The sequence below is a fragment of the Mesorhizobium sp. M0011 genome, from assembly GCF_040324155.1.
GTDB lineage: Bacteria > Pseudomonadota > Alphaproteobacteria > Rhizobiales > Rhizobiaceae > Mesorhizobium.
Genome location: NZ_JAMYVQ010000014.1, coordinates 24,761 through 43,358, shown reverse-complemented (window position 1 = coordinate 43,358; position 18,598 = coordinate 24,761). Strand labels below are relative to the sequence as shown.

The window sequence follows — 18,598 nt, the reverse complement described above, 5'->3', positions numbered from 1 at the left end:
TGCCTATTTACCTTGGTTTTTTGCGCTGGTTGCGGGCGCGCAGCCAGAACACCGAGAAGAACGCCAGCACGAAGACGACGCCGAAGGCGCCGGCCAGCACGGTCGAAAGGCTGCCGAGTGCCAGCATTACGGTCGGCAGATAGTAGGCGCCGATACCGAACAGAAGCATGATCCACACTGCGGCGATAAGAGCATTCCTGGTGTCGCGGTCCATCATGCCGCACCAGGGCAGCGGGCGTTCGTCAAGCTGGTTTTCAAGGTTTTGCAACTCCCGAGGCAGGACGATCGACATCGATCGATCCGGTCCTAGTGATGGTGGTCGTGATAGGCTGCCGCTTCATGCTCGTGCCCATGCTCGTGCTCGTCGCCGTCGTCGGCGCACTGGCCGAATTCCGGTTCCACGGTGGCATGGCTGATGCCGTGCTCGCTGGCAAGCCGCTTCTTGACGGCACTCACTGCCTGATGCGCATCGACGCCCTCGTCGAGACAGGCATGCAGTGTCGCCATGTTGCTGGTCCCGTCGAGCGACCAGACATGCATGTGGTGCACTTCGCGCACGCCCTGGATCGTCGCCTCGATATCCCTGGCGATCAGATCGCGGTCGAGGCTTGGCGGCACGCCCTCGAGCAGCACATGGGCGGCTTCACGCATCAGCGACCACGCCGTGTAGAGGATCAGCAGCGAGACCAGGACCGACAGGATCGGGTCGACCGGCGTCCAACCGGTCGCCAGGATGACCAGCGCCGCCGCTATGGCCGCCGCCGAGCCGAGCAGGTCGCCAAGCACATGCAGGATGGCGCCGCGCATGTTCAGGCTCTCGCGGTCGCCGCCATGCAGCACGAAGAACGAGCCGATGTTGACCAGCAAGCCAAGGATCGCCACCGCCAGCATCGGCCCGCCAAGCACCGGCGCCGGCGCCTGCAGGCGCCCCCAGGCCTCGTAGACGATCCACAGGGCGATGACGAAGATGGCGATGCCGTTGGTATAGGCCACCAGCGTCTTGACCCGGCCGAAGCCATAGGTGAGGCGAACGGTCGCCGGGCGGCCAGCCAGATGGAAGGCATACCAGGCAAGGCCGAGCGCGATCGAGTCGGCGAGCATGTGGCCGGCATCGGCCAGCAGCGCCAGCGATCCGGTGAGGATGCCGCCAAGCGCTTCGGCGACCATGAAGCCGCCGGTCAGGCAGGCTGCGATCAGAACGCGTTTCTTGTCGGTCGAGCCATGCACATGACCAGGGCTGTGATCATGCCCGCTGTGATCGTTTGTATGTGCCAATGGCGAACTCCTAAGCGCCGAATTCCGCGCGACAATCCTCGAGCCGTCGCTTCTGCTGGCCGTCGCCACCGAAATTGGCCGGATCGAGCCACGCCTCATAGGCACTGCGCAGCGCCGGCCACTCCTTGTCGATGATCGAATACCACGCGGTGTCGCGGTTTTCACCCTTGACGATCAGATGCTGGCGGAAAATGCCTTCGAACTTGAAGCCGAACCGTTCGGCCGCCCGCTTCGATGGCTCGTTGCGGTTGTTGCACTTCCATTCGTAGCGGCGGTAGCCGAGTTCGTCGAAGATGTATTTCATGAACAGGAACTGCGCTTCGGTTGCTCCCGGCTTGCGCGAGATGAGCGGTCCCCAATAGATGTTGCCGATCTCGATGACGCCGTAAGCCGGATCGATGCGCATCAGTGTCTGGCGTCCGGCGACCTTGCCGCTGGCCTTGTCGATGACGGTGAAGAACAGCGGATCCTCGCTGGCCTCGACCTTGTCCAGCCATGGCTGGAAGGCGGCGCGGGTCTCCGGCGGATAGTCCGGCAGCCAGGCGAAGCGGCCGCCGATGTCGGACACGGAGGACGCTTCATAGAGGCCGTCGCCGTGTTTTGCGGCGCTCAGCGGTTCAAGCCGGACATACCGGCCATCGATGGCCGTGCGTTCAGGCCGCGGGCGCGGTTGCCAATCCCTGAGATTTTCCGACACCGAAAGCTCCAATCCGTTTGACTTTTGCCAGCCGAAGCTCACAAAAACGCGACCCAACAGCAAGAACCACACGGACGGGAAAAATGCTCCACACGATTTCGGCCTTCGACCGTCTCGGCGAGGAAAATGCATTCGCGGTGCTGGCGCGGGCGACAGCCCTTGCAAGCCAAGGTCGGGACATCGTCAATCTCGGCATCGGCCAGCCCGACTTCAAGACGCCGCAGCACATCGTCGAGGCGGCGATCAAGGCGTTGCGCGACGGTCACCACGGCTACACGCCGGCCAATGGCTTGCTGGCGACGCGCGAGGCGGTGGTGCGGCGCACGCTGACCACCACCGGTGTCGAAGTATCGCCCGAAACGGTGATGATCCTGCCCGGCGGCAAGCCGACCATGTTCGCGGCGATCCTGATGTTCGGCGAACCTGGCGCCGAAATCCTCTATCCCGATCCGGGCTTCCCCATCTATCGCTCGATGATCGAGTTCACCGGTGCGGCGCCTATTCCGGTGCCGATGCGCGAGGAGAACGGCTTTGCCTTCTCCGCCGAGGAGACGCTGGCCTTGATCACCTCGAAGACCAGGCTGCTGATCCTCAACTCACCCGCAAATCCGACCGGCGGCGTCACGCCGCGTGCCGAGATCGAGAAACTGGTCAAGGGGTTGGAGGCGCATCCGCACGTCGCCATCCTCTCCGACGAGATCTACGACGTCATGACCTATGATGGCGAGACGCATTGCTCGCTGCTCGGCTTTCCCGAGATCCGCGACCGGCTGATCGTGCTCAATGGCTGGTCGAAAACCTGGGCGATGACCGGCTGGCGCATGGGTTGGTCGATCTGGCCGAATGGCGACAAGGGCGCCCATCTCTACGACAAGGTGCGCAAGCTGGCTGTCAACTGCTGGTCCTGCGTCAACGCGCCGAGCCAATTCGCCGGCATCGCGGCAATCGACGGCCCGCAGGACGATGTCGCCAATATGATGCGCGCCTTCGACCGCCGCCGGAAGATCGTCGTCGAGGGACTGAACGCCCTGCCTGACATCTCCTGCATCACGCCCAAGGGCGCGTTCTACGCTTTCCCCAACGTCTCGAAGACCGGCTGGAAGGCCAAGAAGCTGGCCTCGGCGCTGCTCGACGATGCCGGTGTGGCGCTGATCGGCGGCCCGGATTTCGGCATTCTCGGCGAAGGCTATATCAGGCTCTCCTACGCCAATTCCGAGGAGAACATCTTGCGGGCGCTGGAACGGATCGGGGCATTCCTGGCGAAGTAAGCTTGAAAGCGGCCCGCTGTCCTCTTCCGAACAATTTGCGGCTGTGGCATGACGGTGTCATGAGCCGTCCGGAGGCGCGCGGCCAAGACTGGGCGTGCATGTCGAGAACGGCTACGGTCCTCGGATCAGGATCGAAGTGGGGTGACATCGGATGTTCTATGCAATCCTTGCCTATCATGTGGAAGACGCAATCAAAGCGCTGACGCCGCAGGAAGATACGGCGCTGATGGCTGACTTGCTCAAGATCCATGAAGGGCTCTATGCCGACGGCAGCCTTGGCCCGTCGGCGCGGCTTGACGCGACACAATCGGCCTGCACCTTGCGCGACGGCATGATCGTCGACGGCCCCTTCGCCGAAACCAAGGAACAGCTTCTCGGCCTCTATGTCGTCGACTGCCCGACGCGGGACGATGCCATCGCTATCGCGCGCGAGTTTCGTCGCGTCAATCCGACCGCCGTCTACGAGATCCGTCCTATCGCGCTCTATCTACCCGGCGCAGAGCTACCGGGAGAATAACTACCCACGCCCGACAAACGGCATCTTGGTCGCCATGACGGTCATGAACAGCACGTTGGCCTCGAGCGGCAGGCTGGCCATATGGACGACGGCGTCGGCGACGCGCTGAACATCCATCACCGCTTCGGCTGATATCGAGCCGTTGGCCTGCGGCACGCCGACCGTCATCGGCTGCGCCATATCGGTCAGCGCATTGCCGATGTCGATCTGGCCGCAGGCGATGTCATAAGGCCGGCCGTCGAGCGCCAGCGTCTTGGTCAGCCCGGTGATGGCATGCTTGGTCGCCGTGTAGGGCACCGAGCCCGGGCGCGGCGCATAGGCCGACACCGAACCGTTGTTGATGATGCGGCCACCCATCGGCTTCTGCTTGCGCATGGCGCCAAAGGCGGCACGGGCACACAGGAACGAACCGGTGAGATTGACGCCGACGATATCGTTCCACACTTCGACCGGTATCTCGTCGATCGGCGCCGATTTGTAGCCCATGCCGGCATTGTTGAAGAGCAGGTCGACACGGCCGAAGGCCGCCGCCACGGTCTCGAACAGATCGTCGACCTCGCCTGCCTTGCTGATATCGCAGGCTACCGCCAAGGCCTTGGCGTCGGTGCGGCCTGCCTCGGCGACCGCAGCGTCCAGCACCGACTTGCGGCGCCCGCAAAATACCGTGTTCCAGCCGTTCTTGAGCAGCGCCGTGGCGACGCTCTTGCCGATGCCCGTGCCGGCCCCGGTGACGATGGCGGTTCTTTGCTCGGTCATGGCTGTTGTCCTCCGGCAGAGCTGCGCTTGCTCGACTGATTTTCGGGTTTTGGCTCGAAAAAGGAAGGCATCGCAAATGACGGCGGCGATGGCAAGCGTTCCATCCGATCGGGCCGACAAAAAGGGCGGCCATTGGCGACCGCCCCTGATCTGAACCGGGCTTGGGAGGAGGAAAAGCCGATCCGACTGTGTTGAATGATGCGCTTGCTGGGTTAACGAGAGGTTAACCCGGAAAGTGCCTCCTGTGCCGTTTTGGCCTACCAGCGCGGATTGGGTGACGTCCCTGCCTTGGCCGGCACCTTGGCCGCCGAAACCGTTGCCTCGACATGGTCGACCAGCGCGTCCGGCAGGCCGAGCCGGCCTGCAAGCAGGTCGAGATAGCCACGCTCGGCGCGGGTGTCGGGATCGATGGTCAGGCGCGATGCCGTGTAGAGTTCGAGCTTCTGCGCGTCGGTCTTGGCGCCGGCCACCAGCGTGTCGAGGTCGAGCGGGCTTGCCAGCTCCGCCATCAGGAACTTTTCGGCATCGGAGTCTATGCCGGCCAGGCTGAGCTTGCCGGCGATCTTCTGGCGCTCTTCATCGTCGATATGGCCATCGGCCTTCGCCGCCGAGATCATCGCCCGTATCAGGGTCAGCGTGAATTCGTCCTCGCCTTGCGGCGCCTGCGACGGGTGGAAGGCGGTGTCCTTGGGCGGCGGCAGCAATTCCGGCTCGCCGGCCGCCGGTGCTTCGGCGGGTGCGTTGCCGGCCTTGTAGTTCTGGTAGGCCTTGTAAGCGAGGCCGCCGATGGCAGCAAGTCCGCCAAGCTTCACCGCGGCGCCCGTCACGTTACGACCGGCACCAGTTCCAAGCAGCACGGCGGCCAGTGCGCCGGCGGCCAGCGGATTGTCCTTGGCCATCTGCACGGCCTGCCCCGCCTTGTCGCGAACGGTGCCGCTGGTGCCGGGGATTTGCGAGCCGAGCAGATCGTCGAGAAGCTTCTTGGGATCGAACATTCAGTGCCTCCAGGCTTTGCCCGGCCGAACGGGCAGGTTTCGGACGTCGAAGACGTAGGTCCCGAAACTTTACATTGCAATGACAGCGGCCGCTTTGCAGCAGCTCGATGCCTGGATCAGGAGCCGATATGCGGCTCTCTGCCCCGCGCCTGCGCAAGCTCGACCTGGCGCTGGCGCTCGGCATAACGCTGGCGGTCCTCGTCCGAACGCGCATCGAAGCAATGCGGGCAGGAAATACCGGCGGCGAATTTGGGCGACGTCAGGTCGCCCGGCGTCAGCGGGCGGCGGCAGGCGCGGCACAGTTCCGCTTTGCCCTCGGCGAGGCCGTGCGACACCGAAACGCGCTCGTCGAAGACGAAGCATTCGCCTTGCCAGAGGCTCTGTTCGGCCGGAACCTCTTCGAGGTATTTGAGGATGCCGCCCTTGAGATGAAAGACGTCCTCGAAGCCGAGCGATTTGACATAGGCGGTTGCCTTTTCGCAGCGTATGCCGCCGGTGCAGAACATCGCCACCTTGCGGCCTTCGAACTCCCCCCGGTGCGCCTCCACCCAGGCCGGGAACTCGCGAAAGCTTGCGGTGGCCGGGTCGATCGCACCCCTGAATGTGCCAATCGACACCTCGTAGGCGTTGCGCGTGTCGATGATGACAGTGTCGGGCTGCGAAATCAGCGCGTTCCAGTCGGCCGGCGCGACATAGGTGCCGGCACTTTTCGAAGGATCGATGTCATCGACACCCATGGTAACGATCTCGCGCTTCAGCCGCACCTTCATGCGGTGGAACGGCATGTCCGCGGCTGCGCTGTACTTGACCTCGAGGCCAGCCAGCCCTTCGATGGCTTCAAGGTACAGGATCAGTTCGGCAATTGCCGTCTCGCTGCCGGCGACGGTGCCGTTGATGCCTTCATGCGCCAGAAGCAGCGTGCCCTTGATGCCGCGCCCACAGCAGAAGGCGGCGAGCGGCGCGCGCAGTTCCTCGAAAGCGTCGAGCCGGGCAAACCGGTAGAGCGCTGCGACGCGGAAGGGCGGAAGGGATGTCATTGCCGAAGCCACTAAACGCTCACGAAAGCCGATTCAAGGCAGAGCAAGCATCCTGTTCGGAGGTCACTGGCGCAAATCTGCACCATGGGCGAATTTGTACCATAGCTGAGGTCAGGGAGTCAAGAAAAAATTCCTATCCTGAAACAAAACTGCCGACACCGCCGAGCTGACAGCCGCCTTTGTGAGCTAAGCCTGGCGAGCATGGGCGACGCGTGACATCGCGACACGGCCGGTTTCGTGGACAGGAAAACGGCCTTCTGCTAATCGGTTGAATTGTCCCACGCCACGGAGAGACACATGCCCAGCAAGACCGAAAAACTCCTGTCGCTCCTCAACGGCCAGCCGGTCATCCCGGTGCTGAAGATCTCTGATGTCGCCAATGCCGTGCCGCTGGCGCGCGCGCTGGCGCGCGGCGGCCTGCCGGCAATCGAGATCACGTTGAGGACCGCCGATGCGCTGGAAGCGATCCGGCGGGTCGCTGGTGAAGTCGAGGACGCCATCGTCGGCGCCGGCACCATTCTCGATGCCAGGCAGTTCGAAGAGGCGGCTGCCGCGGGCTCGCGCTTCATCGTCAGCCCCGGCATCACCCGCGAGCTTCTGTCGGCAGCCGCCGGCAGCGATGTTCCGTTGCTGCCCGGCGCCATCACACCCGGCGAGATCATGGCCGCGCGGGAAGCCGGCTTGCGCTTCCTGAAATTCTTCCCGGCCGAGCAGTCGGGCGGCATCGCTTCGCTGAAGGCCTTCGCCTCACCGCTCGCCGATGTGAAATTCTGCCCGACCGGCGGCATCTCGGCCAAGAACGCGGCTGACTATCTAAGCCTGCCCAACGTGGTCTGCGTCGGCGGTTCCTGGGTGGCGCCCGACGACCTCGTCAAGGCCGGCAAGTGGGACGAGATCGAAGCCCTGGCGCGCGCGGCGAGCAAGCTTGCGAAATAAGGCTTCGGCCACGGCACGAAAAAACCCGGCCGACTCGCGTCGACCGGGTTTGCCAAATCGGCTCCGAACCGGATCAGCTACAGACCCGAACCTTTTCAACCACCCTGTGGTGATGCTTCCAGCTTGTGACCACCTTGGTCCGGCAATGCTTCTTCATGTGCATACGGTCATGAGTCTTGACGACAATGGTCTCGGCCTGCGTAGGGGCGATGGCCGCCGAAGCGGTTGCCAATGCGATGACCGATGCCAATAGGATGTTCTTCATGGATCTCCCCGGGTTTGAACGAACCTACATTAACCCGGGGAATAGGCCGACCGTTCCGGCTTCACGAGAAGTTCAGCCGCGCGTGACCGTGCGGGCTGGCCCGGTTCGCTGAACAACAAAAAGCCGCGCTGGTTGCCCGGCGCGGCTTTGTCGATTGATTTGCCGTCACTTGGTCTGGAAGCGGGCCACCGACATGAACTTGACGGCGTTGCCGGTGAAGCGATTGGCATCGGCCACCTGGCTGCTCGGCTGGAAGCCGGCCGTGTAGACCTCGCTCGGCGGCGTGTGCACGATGCTGTAGGCGTAACCCGGCGCCGTCGTCGCGCTTGAAACGGTGGCGACATGCTCGCCGCTGGTCAGCGCCCAGCGGGCGGCCTGCGGTGCGGCTGCAACCACCATGGCCTTGGGGCCTGGCTTCAGGTCGCGGGCGGTGGCTCTCGATTCCTTGCGGGTCGTCTTGACGCCGGCGCCGATCGCGGCGGCCGGATCGGAACCGGCCGGACGGGCAACGACAGCATCGCGCGGCGATGCGGCGTTGGTGCCCAGATCGTTGAACGCCGAACGCGGCTCGGATCCGGACAAGGAAGCAAGCTGGTAATCGGCCGCACCGACCTGCGCATTGGCCTCGTCGAGCACGGCCTTGACCGCATCCGGCCTGGCCGTCTCGGGCCGCGCCGTCGGCAGCACCGAGAACGCATCGGTCGCGGTCTTGCCTTGATCAGCCGTCTCGGCCAGCGCCATCAGCACATCCTTGCTGGGCGGCGCAGCCAGAGCGGCCGGCAGCGAATTGTCGGGACGCCATGTCGGCAACGGTATGTTGTTGACCGCGATCTGGGCCGGATTAGCCGAAGCCGTTGCATCGGCCACGCCGAAAGGAACGCTCGCCGGCGCATGCGCGGTCGCCACGGCCTGCTCGGTGGTGGCTGTCGCCTCCGCCATCGCAAAAGGAACGTTCTCAGGCTGCTGTGCGCCGACATCGGCTTTCGGCCGCGGTGCGAAATCCGGCAGCGGAATGCTTCGGGCCGGCAATGCCGCGATGATCGTCTCCGGCGTGTCCTCTTCCGGCTCCGGAGCCTGCTGCTCGGTCACCTGCGGAATCTCGGCGCGCCGCGCATTCTCCGGCGCCACGATGGCAATACCCGGGAGGTTGCTGGTCTTGGCTGCTGCTGCCGGCTTCAGGTTTCTCGCCTTGGGCGGGGGGGCGGCCGAAGCGGTCTGGACGTCGGCGCTGTCGTCGGCCTCGTCGTCGCCGCCGCCGCCAAAGAAAGCCGACAGGAAGCCACCTGATTTCTTGCCGCTGCCGCCAGCACTGGCCATCTCGATGGCCGGCGAGCCTGAACCCTTGCGCGCCTTGTAGGAGGCGAGCGCCTGCTCAAAGCCGGGCAGCGGCCTGCCGTCGCTCGGCACATGCAGCGTCTTGCCATTGGGGAACAGGCTGACCAGTTCCTGCCGGCTGATACCCGGCCAATGGCGCACATTGCCGACATCCATGTGGACGAACGGCGAACCGGATGACGGATAGTAGCCGACGCCGCCGCCCTGCATCTTGAGACCGATGTTACGCAGCTTCTTCAGCGGCACGCCGGGGATGTAAAAATCCATCGCCTTGCCGAGCATGTGCTGGCTCTTCTCGGCGACGCCCCTGCTGCGGCCGCGCAGCATCGAGTTCGTCGACGGCGAACGATAGCCGCAGACGACCTGGATGTAGTCCGTGGCACCTGCTTCCCGATACGCCTCCCAGACCAGATCCAGCAGACGCGGATCCATCTTGGTCGGCTCGTTGCGACGCCAGTCGCGCAAAATGATGTTGATCTTCCTGAGACCCTCGGGAACGTAGCGGCCGTTGCGCTTGTAGACGATCTCGGCCTTCTCATGGGTGTGGAGATGATACAGCTTCAGCGACCGTGTTTCGGCGCTGGCTCCGCTCGCAGCCGCGGCAACAAAACCAAAAGCGACAACCAACACTGCCAGCCACTTCGGCCAGACGCTCAAATGATGGTGCCGCCTGTTTGTGTGTCGTTCGATTCTGTTCAAATCAAAAGGCCTTGCAGGCTGCCGTTTGTCCCCGGATTTGTCCAAACGGATGTGGCATTAGCACACCCGAATATCGATCCTAATGGTTAATCATCGCTTATTGAAGCCGAAATGCGGTAACACCGTGGCGATATCCCGTCAAAAATTGTTCACAAGGTTTCTTGGTAAACCGCTGGTTTAGATCAGATTTTCGCCTTCGCCCCGAACACGATCTGTTACCGTTAGCCTTAATGCGTGAACAGAGCTGTCCATGACACAGCCACAATGCCGCTGAAACGGCGATACAAGGGCTGTTATGGCATTGCAAGCTGGCGCCGGCCTTGTGGCAAAGCCGGATTCCGGGCCGAAGCTCAGCCTGGCATCGCCCTAGGAGGCGAGTCGGTCCACGCGGCCTGTCTCCGGATCGATGCCGTGTTCCTTGAGCTTGCGATAGAGCGTCGAGCGACCGATCCCGAGTCGGCGGGCGACTTCGCTCATCTGTCCGTTGTAGTGATCGATGGCAAGCTTGATCATCTCGAGTTCGACATCGGCAAGTGCCCGCACATTGCCGCGCTCGTCGAGCGCCCGCAACGTGCCGAAGCGAGGCTGCAGCCTTGCCGGCGGATCGAACGCGATTGCCGGGCCGCCCTCGCCGGGAAAGGCTTCGTCATCGCGCCCCTCCAAAGACAGGGACGGCGACGACGCGTCGCCATCCAAATCGAGGTTGACGGTGCCTTCCACTTGCGCCCGTATCTGCGGGAAGTCCTCGGCGGCAAGCACATCGCCTTCACAAAGCACCGAGGCACGGAAGACGGCATTTTCGAGCTGCCGGATGTTTCCGGGCCAGTCATAGGCCTGCAGCACGGCGAGCGCTGCCGCCGAAATACCTTGCAGGCGATGACGCGGGTCGGCCGGCGCCACCTTCTCCATGAAATGGGTGACCAGATACGGGATGTCGTCGCGGCGGTCGCGCAGCGGCGGCACGAAGATCGGGTAGACGTTCAGCCGGTAGAACAGATCCTCGCGGAACTTGCCGTCCTTGACCTGCTGCAGGAGGTTGCGGTGCGTCGCCGAAATCAGCCTGATGTCGACCCTGACGGTCGAGCGTCCACCGACCGGGTCGACCTCGCCGTCCTGGACCGCGCGCAACAGCTTGACCTGCACGTCGAGCGGCAGGTCGCCGATCTCGTCGAGGAACAGTGTGCCCGAATGCGCTTCGACGAACTTGCCCGTGTGCTTGTCGGTGGCGCCGGTGAACGAGCCCTTCTCATGGCCGAACAGGATCGATTCGACCAGATTGTCGGGGATGGCGCCGCAATTGACCGTGACGAAGGGTTTCGAACGGCGGTCGCCACTGCCCTGGATGGCGCGCGCCACCAGTTCCTTGCCGACGCCGGACTCGCCCTCGATCAGGATCGGGATGTTGGATGCCGCCGCTTTCTGGCCAAGGCGGATCACCCTGTCCATGGCCGGGCTGTGCGTGATCATGTCCTTGAAGGTCAGGAGGCCGCCGCGCCGGCGCGACGTGCGCTTGACCTCGCCCTCGACGGCCTCGACCTTGAGCGCATTGCCGATCGACGCCTGCAGCCTGTCGGGAGACGCCGGCTTGACGACGAAATCGAAGGCGCCATGACGCATCGCCGAAACCACGGTCTCGATGCCGCCCTGCGCGGTCTGCACGATGGCCGGCACGTGGATGTCGCGCTCGCGCATCGCCTTCAGCACGCCGATACCGTCGAGACCGGGCATGACCAGATCGAGGATGACCACCGACACCTCGCGGGCGCCGGGTCCATCGAGGATATCGAGAGCGGCCGCGCCGCCGTCGACGATGATTGCGCTGTAGCCGAACCGCGTCACCGCCGCTTCGAGCAGCCGGCGTTGCACCGGATCGTCATCGACTATGAGTATGGAACCTGTCATGACTGGTATGACTGCCCGCCCGAGGAATTCTGCCCTGTGGACCATCTTGGCACAGGGTTCTAAATAAGGTTTCAAAAAACCCGGTGAATGAATTCCTTAGGATTTGACCGGCTTCTCGTTTCCCCTTGAACCTTGGCCACGGAAGGTGTCGGCAATGCATAAGGATTCTGGCAACATGGTCTCTGCTCGGCGGCTTGCGGCGCCGGCGTCCGGTCAGGGCGCGGCCGAGCTGGGCGACCTGCCGGAATGGAACCTTGCCGACCTCTATGCCGGCATGGACGCGCCAGAACTGAAGCGCGACATCGCCAAGGCCGCCACTGATGCGACCAGCTTCGAGAACCGCTGGAAAGGCACGCTGGCCGCCGAGGCCGAGCGCGGCAGCGCCGGCAGGTTGGGCGAGGCGCTTGTCGCCTACGAGGCGCTGGAGGAACTGATCGGCCGCATCGTCTCCTATGCGGGACTGGTTTATGCCGGAAACACTGCTGATCCGCAGCGCGCCAAGCTCTATGGCGACATCCAGGAGAAGATGACCGACGCCAGCGCGCACCTTCTGTTCTTCGCGCTCGAACTCAACCTGATCGACGATGCGTCGATCGAAGGCGCGCTCGCCGGCGATCCCGCCTTCGGTCACTACCGGCCGTGGGTGCTCGATCTGCGCAAGGACAAGCCCTACCAGCTTGAGGACCGCGTCGAGCAGCTCTTCCACGAAAAGTCGATCACCGGCCGCGGCGCCTGGAATCGCCTGTTCGACGAGACGATGACCGACCTTCGCTTCGACATCGACGGCGAGGAACTGACGCTGGAGCCGGCGCTGAACCGTTTGCAGGACGCCGACGGCGAGGTGCGCCGCCGGGCGTCCGAGGCGCTGGCCACGACCTTCCGCAAAAATTTGCGCACCTTCACGCTGATCACCAACACGCTGGCCAAGGACAAGGAAATATCCGACCGCTGGCGCGGCTTCGAGGACATCGCCGATTCACGCCATCTCGCCAACCGCGTCGAGCGCAGCGTGGTGGACGCCCTGGCTTCCGCCGTTCGCGATGCCTATCCGCGCCTGTCGCACCGCTATTACGCGATGAAGGCGCGCTGGCTGGGCATGGAGGTGATGAACCACTGGGACCGCAACGCGCCGTTGCCGGATACGCCCCAGGCGATCATCGGCTGGGACGAGGCCAGGAACACGGTGCTGTCCGCCTATCAGCGCTTTTCGCCCGACATGGCCGAGATCGCACGAACCTTCTTCGACCGCAACTGGATCGACGCGCCGGTGCGGCCCGGCAAGTCGCCTGGCGCCTTCGCGCATCCGACCGTGCCGTCGGCACATCCCTATGTCCTGCTCAACTACATGGGCAAGCCGCGCGATGTGATGACGCTGGCGCACGAGCTTGGCCATGGGGTGCATCAGGTGCTGGCCGGCGGCCAGGGCGCACTGATGGCCTCGACGCCGCTGACGCTGGCCGAGACGGCATCGGTCTTCGGCGAGATGCTGACCTTCCGCTCGCTACTCGACCAGACCACCGACCGGCGCGAGCGCAAGGCCATGCTCGCCCAGAAGGTCGAGGACATGATCAACACGGTCGTACGCCAGATCGCCTTCTATGAATTCGAGCGCAAGGTGCATGCCGAACGCAAGAACGGCGAACTGACCTCCGACAGGCTCGGTCAGTTCTGGCTCGAAGTGCAGGCCGAAAGTCTGGGTCCCGCTATCAAGCTGCGCGAAGGCTACGAGGTGTTCTGGACCTACATTCCGCACTTCATCCATTCGCCCTTCTATGTCTATGCCTATGCTTTCGGTGACTGCCTGGTGAACTCGCTCTACGCGGTCTACCAGAACGCCGAGCGCGGCTTTCAGGACAAGTATTTCGAAATGCTGCGCGCCGGCGGCACCAAGCATCATTCCGAGCTTCTGGCGCCCTTCGGGCTCGACGCCACCGATCCCGCCTTCTGGCAGATCGGACTTGGCGTCATCAGCGGCCTGATCGACGAGCTGGAAGCGCTCGACGCTTGAAACGCGTCCCTCAGGCATCGCTCTAACAGTTTAGCCGGAATGCATGTTGGGACAGCTCTACTATCGCCCTAAATATCTGTTCTTGAAGTACTCTCCACCGAAGTTTTCCGATAGCTTTCCACAAGCTCTATGATAGCCTTCGCTCCAAGCTCAGCCGGAGCGCATGCGGATCGGCGAGGAGAAATCTCAGCTGGCCGTGGCGCTCAGGCGAACGCGACAACGGCCGTTGGCCATGGGCAAGCAAAGCCGATCGCCGCAGCTCGAACCGAAGCCGGCTGTTCTGCTTACCGCGGAACCACCAAGAGTAGTCCTTCGCCGAAGGTCATGACCCACGGCAGACGGATCTGACTGGAGAGAGACAATGGGCACTTTTTTCTACGTGGTCCTGGCCTTCCTGATAGGCGTGTTGGTTGGTTGGTTCCTTTGGGGGCGCCTGCGCGGTGAACTCGACAGCTTGCGCGGCGACCTCGACCGTACACGCAGCGAACGCGACAGGCTTCGCACCGACAGCGACCGCCTGACCGGCGAACTCGATGCATGCGGCAAGACCCGCGCCGACCTCGAGCGCCGGCTGCGCGACGCGCCGGCCGCACCTGCCGCACCTGCCGCCGGAAGCAGCGCGGCAAAGCCGGCAAGCCAGGCGCCGGCGGCCCTGATGTCGACCCCCGCGCCGGCCAAATCCGCCGCCACAAAGCCCGCGCCGGCTAAACCGGCCGCCGCTGCGAAAGCGGTCTCTGCCAAGCCGGTCTCTGCCAAGGCGGTCTCTGCCAAGCCGGCGGCGAAACCCGCCGCCACCAAAGCCTCGGCTCCAGCCAAATCCGCGACGAGCAAGCCTGCAACAACAGCCAAGCCAGCAGCCGGCCCAGCATCCGGCAAGCCCGACAATCTGCGCCGGCTGATCGGTATCGGTCCGGTCAACGAGAAGCTGCTCAAGGCGCAAGGCGTCACCAACTTCGCCCAGATCGCGTCCTGGACCGCGGCCGATATCAAACGGATCGAGGACGTCATGAATTTCGACGGCCGTATCGCGCGCGAACGCTGGATCGAGCAGGCCAAGCTGCTCGCCTCCGGCAACGAGAAGGAATTCGCCAAGCAGTTTCCAACAGCCGGAACCACCGGCAACAGCTGATCGCTGGCGAATATTGAAGATTGCAAGCGGCGGCGCCATATCGGCGCCGCCGTTTGCTCTTGGTTCCTGAGTTGGCCCTAAGGTCGGCTTTAAGAGGCAGCGTGCCGTTCCCTCGATTGCGCGCGGGCGGCACCCCATATAGAGCGGTTGATGGCTTCATTGACCGCAGCATTCGGTGCCCATGTCCCTGCCCGCCGCAATTTTTCGCAATGACAAAAGCGCGCGCCAGCTCGTTTTCGACCGGCCGGCCGATATCATCGTGGCGCACGAAGCAGGGGATTTCGGGCCGGCTCTGGAAGCAGCACAAGCCGCGCATGATGCAGGCAAATGGCTTGCCGGCTATTTCTCGTATGAGGCGGGCTACCTGCTCGAACCCAAGCTCGTTCCCCTGCTGCCTCACGGACGCCGCTCCCCGCTCGTGTGCCTTGGGGTTTTCGATGCCCCGGTCGAAGAGGCGGTGCCGCCGCGCAACACCACGGCGACCAACGGCCCGATATTCGACGCCCGTGCGACGTGGTCGCCCGAGGATTATGAAAAACGCTTCTCGCGACTGCACCAGCACATCCGGCAAGGTGATTGCTACCAGGGCAATTTGACCTTTCCCGTGCATGCGCAGTGGTCGGGCGAGCCGCTGGCCGCCTTCAATGCATTGACTGAACGTCAGCCGGTGAAATACGGCGCGCTGATCGCGCTCGGTGAACCCATCGTGCTGTCGCGCTCGCCTGAACTGTTCTTCGAGATCGACGCCGAGGGCATGATCGAGACGCATCCGATGAAGGGAACGGCGCCGCGCGGCGCCACCAAAGCCGAGGACGAACGGCAGAAGATCTTCCTGCGCAATGACGAGAAGAACCAGGCCGAAAACCGGATGATCGTCGATCTCCTGCGCAACGATATCTCGCTGATCAGCGAGGTGGGCACGCTGGACGTGCCGGCGCTGTTCCGCATCGAGACCTACCCGACCGTGCACCAGATGGTAAGCGACGTCAGGGCCAGACTGCTGCCGGGTCTCTCTATCCGCCAGATCTTCGCGGCGCTGTTTCCTTGCGGTTCGATTACCGGCGCGCCTAAGATCCGTGCCATGGAGATCCTGCGCGATCTGGAAGGCACGCCCCGCGATGCCTATTGCGGCGCCATAGGCTGGATCGCGCCCGGCGGCCCGATGCGCTTTTCCGTGGCGATCCGCACCATCTCGCTCTTTTCGGGCGGCGAGGCCGTCTACAATGTCGGAGGCGGCGTCGTCTTCGATTCGACGGCGCAGGAGGAGTATCAGGAGTGTCTGCTGAAAGCGCGCTTCGCGACGGGAACACCGCCGACTTTCAGTTGATCGAGACCATGCGCTGGGAACCCCGCCCGGGCTTCCTGCGCTTCGATCGCCATCTTGCGCGCCTCTACGGCTCGGCGGCTGAGCTCGGCTTCCGCTGTGATCCAGGCACGGTCGGCGAGGCGCTGAGCAGCGCGGTCAGCGGTTCCGGCGTTGCCATGCGCACGCGGCTCGTCCTGTCGCATGATGGTAAGGTGGCGGCCTCGGCGCAGCCTTATGAACCGCTCGCCGCCGACAAGGTCTGGACGCTGCGGCTGGCGCGGACGAGGCTCGATTCGCACGACACGCTGCTGCGCCACAAGACCAGCCGACGACAGCTCTACACGCATGCCCGCGCCGAATATCTCGTCACCCAGACCGACGAGGTGCTTATGGCCAACGAGCGCGGCGAGATCTGTGAAGGCACGATCACCAATGTCTTTGCCGATCTCGGCGACGGCGTGCTGGCCACACCCCGGCTCGACTGCGGCCTGCTGCCTGGTGTATTGCGCGCGCAGCTTCTGGATGAAGGCCGCGCCCGTGAAGCCGTCTACAGCTACAGCGACCTGAAGTCGGCCAAAGCACTTTTTGTCGGCAATTCGCTGCGCGGACTAATCCCTGCGAGACTGATCTGAAGCATGACCTCTTTGCCCACCCACACGCCCTATGACGGCTCGTCGAAACTCTTCAGCATCGGGCTGAAGCCGCTCGATCCGGCGGACTGGATCGAGATCGACGACCATCTGCTGCCGTATCTCGCCGAGAAGTACCGGCTCTATGCCGAAATCCCCGAGCGGGTTTTTGTCGAGGAGGACGGCACGCGGGACGCTCAGCAGGAGGTGCTCGACTTGCTCAGTGCGCATCTGTTGGACAGGTTTCCAGAAATCTATCGGTGCATCGGATCAGGCGTCGAGGTGGTGGGCGCGGCGCGCCGTCTGCCTGCTTCCCTCGCCGAGGCTCCGCTGGCCAAGGCCTCACAGCTCATCCAGGAGGACCTGATCCTGATGCGCCGCGGCGACAATGGCTGGCGTCTCGTTGCCGGCTCGCTGTGCTTTCCCTCGTCCTGGTCGCTCCTGGAAAAATTCGGCAAGCCGCTGCACGACATCCACGCGCCGGTGCCGGGTTTCGGCCCGGGCACGCGTCCGGCGGAACTCATCAACCGGATGTTCGATGGCCTCCAGGGGCAGGCCGTCGAGCGCTACAACTGGTCGATCCAGTCCGGTAACGCGCTCTACCATCCGCTTTCCGACCTGCAGCGCATCGACCGCGCTACAAATCGGCGGTCGCGCTTTCCCGATGGCGACATCGACGCCCATGCCTTCATCCGCGTCGAGCGGCAAACCCTGCGCAAACTGCCTGTTTCACGCGATATCCTGTTCACCATCCGCATCCATCTCGACCCGCTCGCCGTGCTGGCCAGGCACCCTGATCGGGCGAAGCTCGCGGCGTCTTTCGCCGCCCAGCTCAAGGCGCTCGATCTCGCGCATCTCGACTACAAGGGCCTGACATCAGACCGCGATCGGCTAGTCGACCGGCTCGGGGCGCTGGCGCTGTCCTAAATCGCGGCTAGGCCCAGCAGCAGGATCGCGGACATCGCGCTAAAGACGGTGACGTTGACATCCCACCGCCAACCCGCCGGTCCGAACGGCGGTCGGAATGGCAGATAGCCGTTCTCGTCGTAGAGCACGCCGCCATAAATCGGTCGTGAGAGCATTGCCACGAAGAACGCTCCGTACATAGCGACGCCCAATCCCCCTGCGAGATAGAGCCGCTCGGCTTCGAGTGGCCCCTCGATCCAGATAAGCCCCAGCGCAATCAGCGCAACTCCGGTGTAGCTCAGCACCTGCCAAACGACATGAAACCGGGCGTGCGGGGTCCACAGCGGATTGGTGGCGTGGGTGGCGTTGAGGTCGGCTTTGATCGTCACCACACCGTAGCCCACGGTCGCGACGCTCAACAGAATTCGGGCAAGCAGATGACTGTCGTAAGCGAGTTCCATCGCACTTTCCTCCTCCATTAGGGAAATCGATGACAGGCACTTCAGCAGATCGGAGTCCGGCCGCACGCGGTCGGCCGGGCCAAGACGCGGCAGTGTCACGCCACCGCAACGGATTGAATGGCACCTTGGGCACAGAAGAGCTGCCCATCGGCCAGACGCGCATAATTATGGACGATCCCGTTTTCATGATCCTGCAACTGCACGATGAAGTTGCCGCTCTGCTCCGTCCAGCTCATGAGAACGAGGTTCGGGCGTACGCTGGTCATGTCGATCTTGACCATCTCGTCAATTTCGGTGGCACCGATCGACGCCTGCACATGCAATTCCTCCGGCGAGAAAAACGTCAGCCGGGGTACGAACGGGCCGAAAACGCAGTCGAAAGACTTACCGACAAGCGAGGCTGGAAAAACATTGGTTTCTGCCATGACTCTCTCCTTGGGCATGGCCGCCGCTGTGACCAAGCCTTTTGACAATCTC

Annotated in this window: 19 protein-coding genes; 8 read left to right on the top strand and 11 right to left on the bottom strand. The window is 63.5% G+C overall.

The window, feature by feature from the left end; all coding sequences use genetic code 11:
• Window positions 1-7: 7 nt before the first annotated feature.
• The 3 genes from NKK51_RS16885 to NKK51_RS16875 are packed head-to-tail and all read right to left on the bottom strand — an operon-like array spanning window position 8 to window position 1,972.
• Window positions 8-292 carry a hypothetical protein gene (locus tag NKK51_RS16885; RefSeq protein ID WP_502895926.1) on the bottom strand — a complete coding sequence of 95 codons (285 nt, stop codon included), beginning with the start codon at window positions 290-292 and terminating at the stop codon, window positions 8-10.
• A 14-nt stretch (window positions 293-306) separates the two neighbouring features.
• Window positions 307-1,275, bottom strand: a complete 969-nt coding sequence (locus NKK51_RS16880) for a cation diffusion facilitator family transporter (RefSeq protein ID WP_352554023.1) — start codon at window positions 1,273-1,275, stop codon at window positions 307-309.
• 10 nt (window positions 1,276-1,285) lie between these two features.
• Entirely contained in the window at window positions 1,286-1,972 is a 687-nt protein-coding gene (locus NKK51_RS16875) for a GNAT family N-acetyltransferase (protein WP_352554022.1), read from the bottom strand.
• Window positions 1,973-2,055: 83 nt separating this feature from the next.
• Between NKK51_RS16875 and NKK51_RS16870 the strand changes: the two genes are divergently transcribed.
• Together NKK51_RS16870 and NKK51_RS16865 are read left to right on the top strand one after the other, a co-directional pair.
• Window positions 2,056-3,240, top strand: a complete 1,185-nt coding sequence (locus NKK51_RS16870; RefSeq protein WP_023810044.1) for a pyridoxal phosphate-dependent aminotransferase — start codon at window positions 2,056-2,058, stop codon at window positions 3,238-3,240.
• Between the two features lie 151 nt (window positions 3,241-3,391).
• On the top strand, window positions 3,392-3,757 hold the full coding sequence (locus tag NKK51_RS16865) for a YciI family protein (protein WP_128303104.1): 366 nt from the start codon (window positions 3,392-3,394) through the stop codon (window positions 3,755-3,757).
• On the opposite strand, the gene NKK51_RS16860 is transcribed toward NKK51_RS16865, so the two are convergent.
• From NKK51_RS16860 to trhO, 3 genes are all read right to left on the bottom strand, one after another.
• Window positions 3,758-4,513 (bottom strand): SDR family oxidoreductase, encoded by a 756-nt coding sequence (locus NKK51_RS16860; RefSeq protein WP_023810046.1) that lies wholly within the window; start codon window positions 4,511-4,513, stop codon window positions 3,758-3,760.
• Between the two features lie 257 nt (window positions 4,514-4,770).
• Window positions 4,771-5,508: a tellurite resistance TerB family protein gene (locus NKK51_RS16855; RefSeq protein WP_127809400.1), complete on the bottom strand. Its 738-nt coding sequence runs from the start codon at window positions 5,506-5,508 to the stop codon at window positions 4,771-4,773.
• A 116-nt stretch (window positions 5,509-5,624) separates the two neighbouring features.
• Window positions 5,625-6,545, bottom strand: a complete 921-nt coding sequence (trhO, locus tag NKK51_RS16850) for an oxygen-dependent tRNA uridine(34) hydroxylase TrhO (RefSeq protein ID WP_023810048.1) — start codon at window positions 6,543-6,545, stop codon at window positions 5,625-5,627.
• A 297-nt stretch (window positions 6,546-6,842) separates the two neighbouring features.
• Between trhO and NKK51_RS16845 the strand changes: the two genes are divergently transcribed.
• The gene (locus tag NKK51_RS16845; RefSeq protein ID WP_023810049.1) at window positions 6,843-7,481 is read left to right on the top strand and encodes a 2-dehydro-3-deoxy-phosphogluconate aldolase; all 639 of its coding nucleotides are present in this window, start codon (window positions 6,843-6,845) and stop codon (window positions 7,479-7,481) included.
• 73 nt (window positions 7,482-7,554) lie between these two features.
• Here the strand turns inward: NKK51_RS16845 and NKK51_RS16840 are convergent, their stop codons facing one another.
• The 3 genes from NKK51_RS16840 to NKK51_RS16830 form a co-directional block, all read right to left on the bottom strand.
• Window positions 7,555-7,746, bottom strand: coding sequence for a hypothetical protein (locus tag NKK51_RS16840; protein ID WP_023810050.1), 192 nt, complete (start codon window positions 7,744-7,746; stop codon window positions 7,555-7,557).
• Window positions 7,747-7,911: 165 nt separating this feature from the next.
• Window positions 7,912-9,738, bottom strand: a complete 1,827-nt coding sequence (locus NKK51_RS16835; protein ID WP_352554021.1) for a peptidoglycan L,D-endopeptidase MepK — start codon at window positions 9,736-9,738, stop codon at window positions 7,912-7,914.
• Between the two features lie 408 nt (window positions 9,739-10,146).
• Window positions 10,147-11,682: a sigma-54-dependent transcriptional regulator gene (locus NKK51_RS16830; protein WP_352554020.1), complete on the bottom strand. Its 1,536-nt coding sequence runs from the start codon at window positions 11,680-11,682 to the stop codon at window positions 10,147-10,149.
• A gap of 175 nt (window positions 11,683-11,857) precedes the next feature.
• Between NKK51_RS16830 and NKK51_RS16825 the strand changes: the two genes are divergently transcribed.
• The 5 genes from NKK51_RS16825 to NKK51_RS16805 all read left to right on the top strand — a co-directional run bounded on the left by NKK51_RS16825 (window position 11,858) and on the right by NKK51_RS16805 (window position 17,681).
• Window positions 11,858-13,690 carry a M3 family oligoendopeptidase gene (locus tag NKK51_RS16825; protein WP_352554063.1) on the top strand — a complete coding sequence of 611 codons (1,833 nt, stop codon included), beginning with the start codon at window positions 11,858-11,860 and terminating at the stop codon, window positions 13,688-13,690.
• A 361-nt stretch (window positions 13,691-14,051) separates the two neighbouring features.
• Window positions 14,052-14,819, top strand: coding sequence for a helix-hairpin-helix domain-containing protein (locus NKK51_RS16820; protein ID WP_352554019.1), 768 nt, complete (start codon window positions 14,052-14,054; stop codon window positions 14,817-14,819).
• A gap of 181 nt (window positions 14,820-15,000) precedes the next feature.
• Window positions 15,001-16,146: an aminodeoxychorismate synthase component I gene (locus NKK51_RS16815; protein ID WP_352554018.1), complete on the top strand. Its 1,146-nt coding sequence runs from the start codon at window positions 15,001-15,003 to the stop codon at window positions 16,144-16,146.
• Window positions 16,095-16,757 (top strand): aminotransferase class IV family protein, encoded by a 663-nt coding sequence (locus tag NKK51_RS16810; protein ID WP_023810056.1) that lies wholly within the window; start codon window positions 16,095-16,097, stop codon window positions 16,755-16,757. Before NKK51_RS16815 ends, NKK51_RS16810 begins: the two co-directional genes overlap by 52 nt.
• A gap of 3 nt (window positions 16,758-16,760) precedes the next feature.
• A complete protein-coding gene (locus NKK51_RS16805) occupies window positions 16,761-17,681 on the top strand; it encodes a heme-dependent oxidative N-demethylase family protein (RefSeq protein WP_352554017.1) in 921 nt (306 codons plus the stop codon).
• Here the strand turns inward: NKK51_RS16805 and NKK51_RS16800 are convergent.
• Both NKK51_RS16800 and NKK51_RS16795 read right to left on the bottom strand, forming a co-directional pair.
• Window positions 17,678-18,121 (bottom strand): hypothetical protein, encoded by a 444-nt coding sequence (locus tag NKK51_RS16800; RefSeq protein ID WP_031212814.1) that lies wholly within the window; start codon window positions 18,119-18,121, stop codon window positions 17,678-17,680. The genes NKK51_RS16805 and NKK51_RS16800 overlap by 4 nt on opposite strands.
• A 95-nt stretch (window positions 18,122-18,216) precedes the next feature.
• A complete protein-coding gene (locus NKK51_RS16795; protein ID WP_023810059.1) occupies window positions 18,217-18,546 on the bottom strand; it encodes a MoaF-related domain-containing protein in 330 nt (109 codons plus the stop codon).
• Window positions 18,547-18,598: the final 52 nt, after the last annotated feature.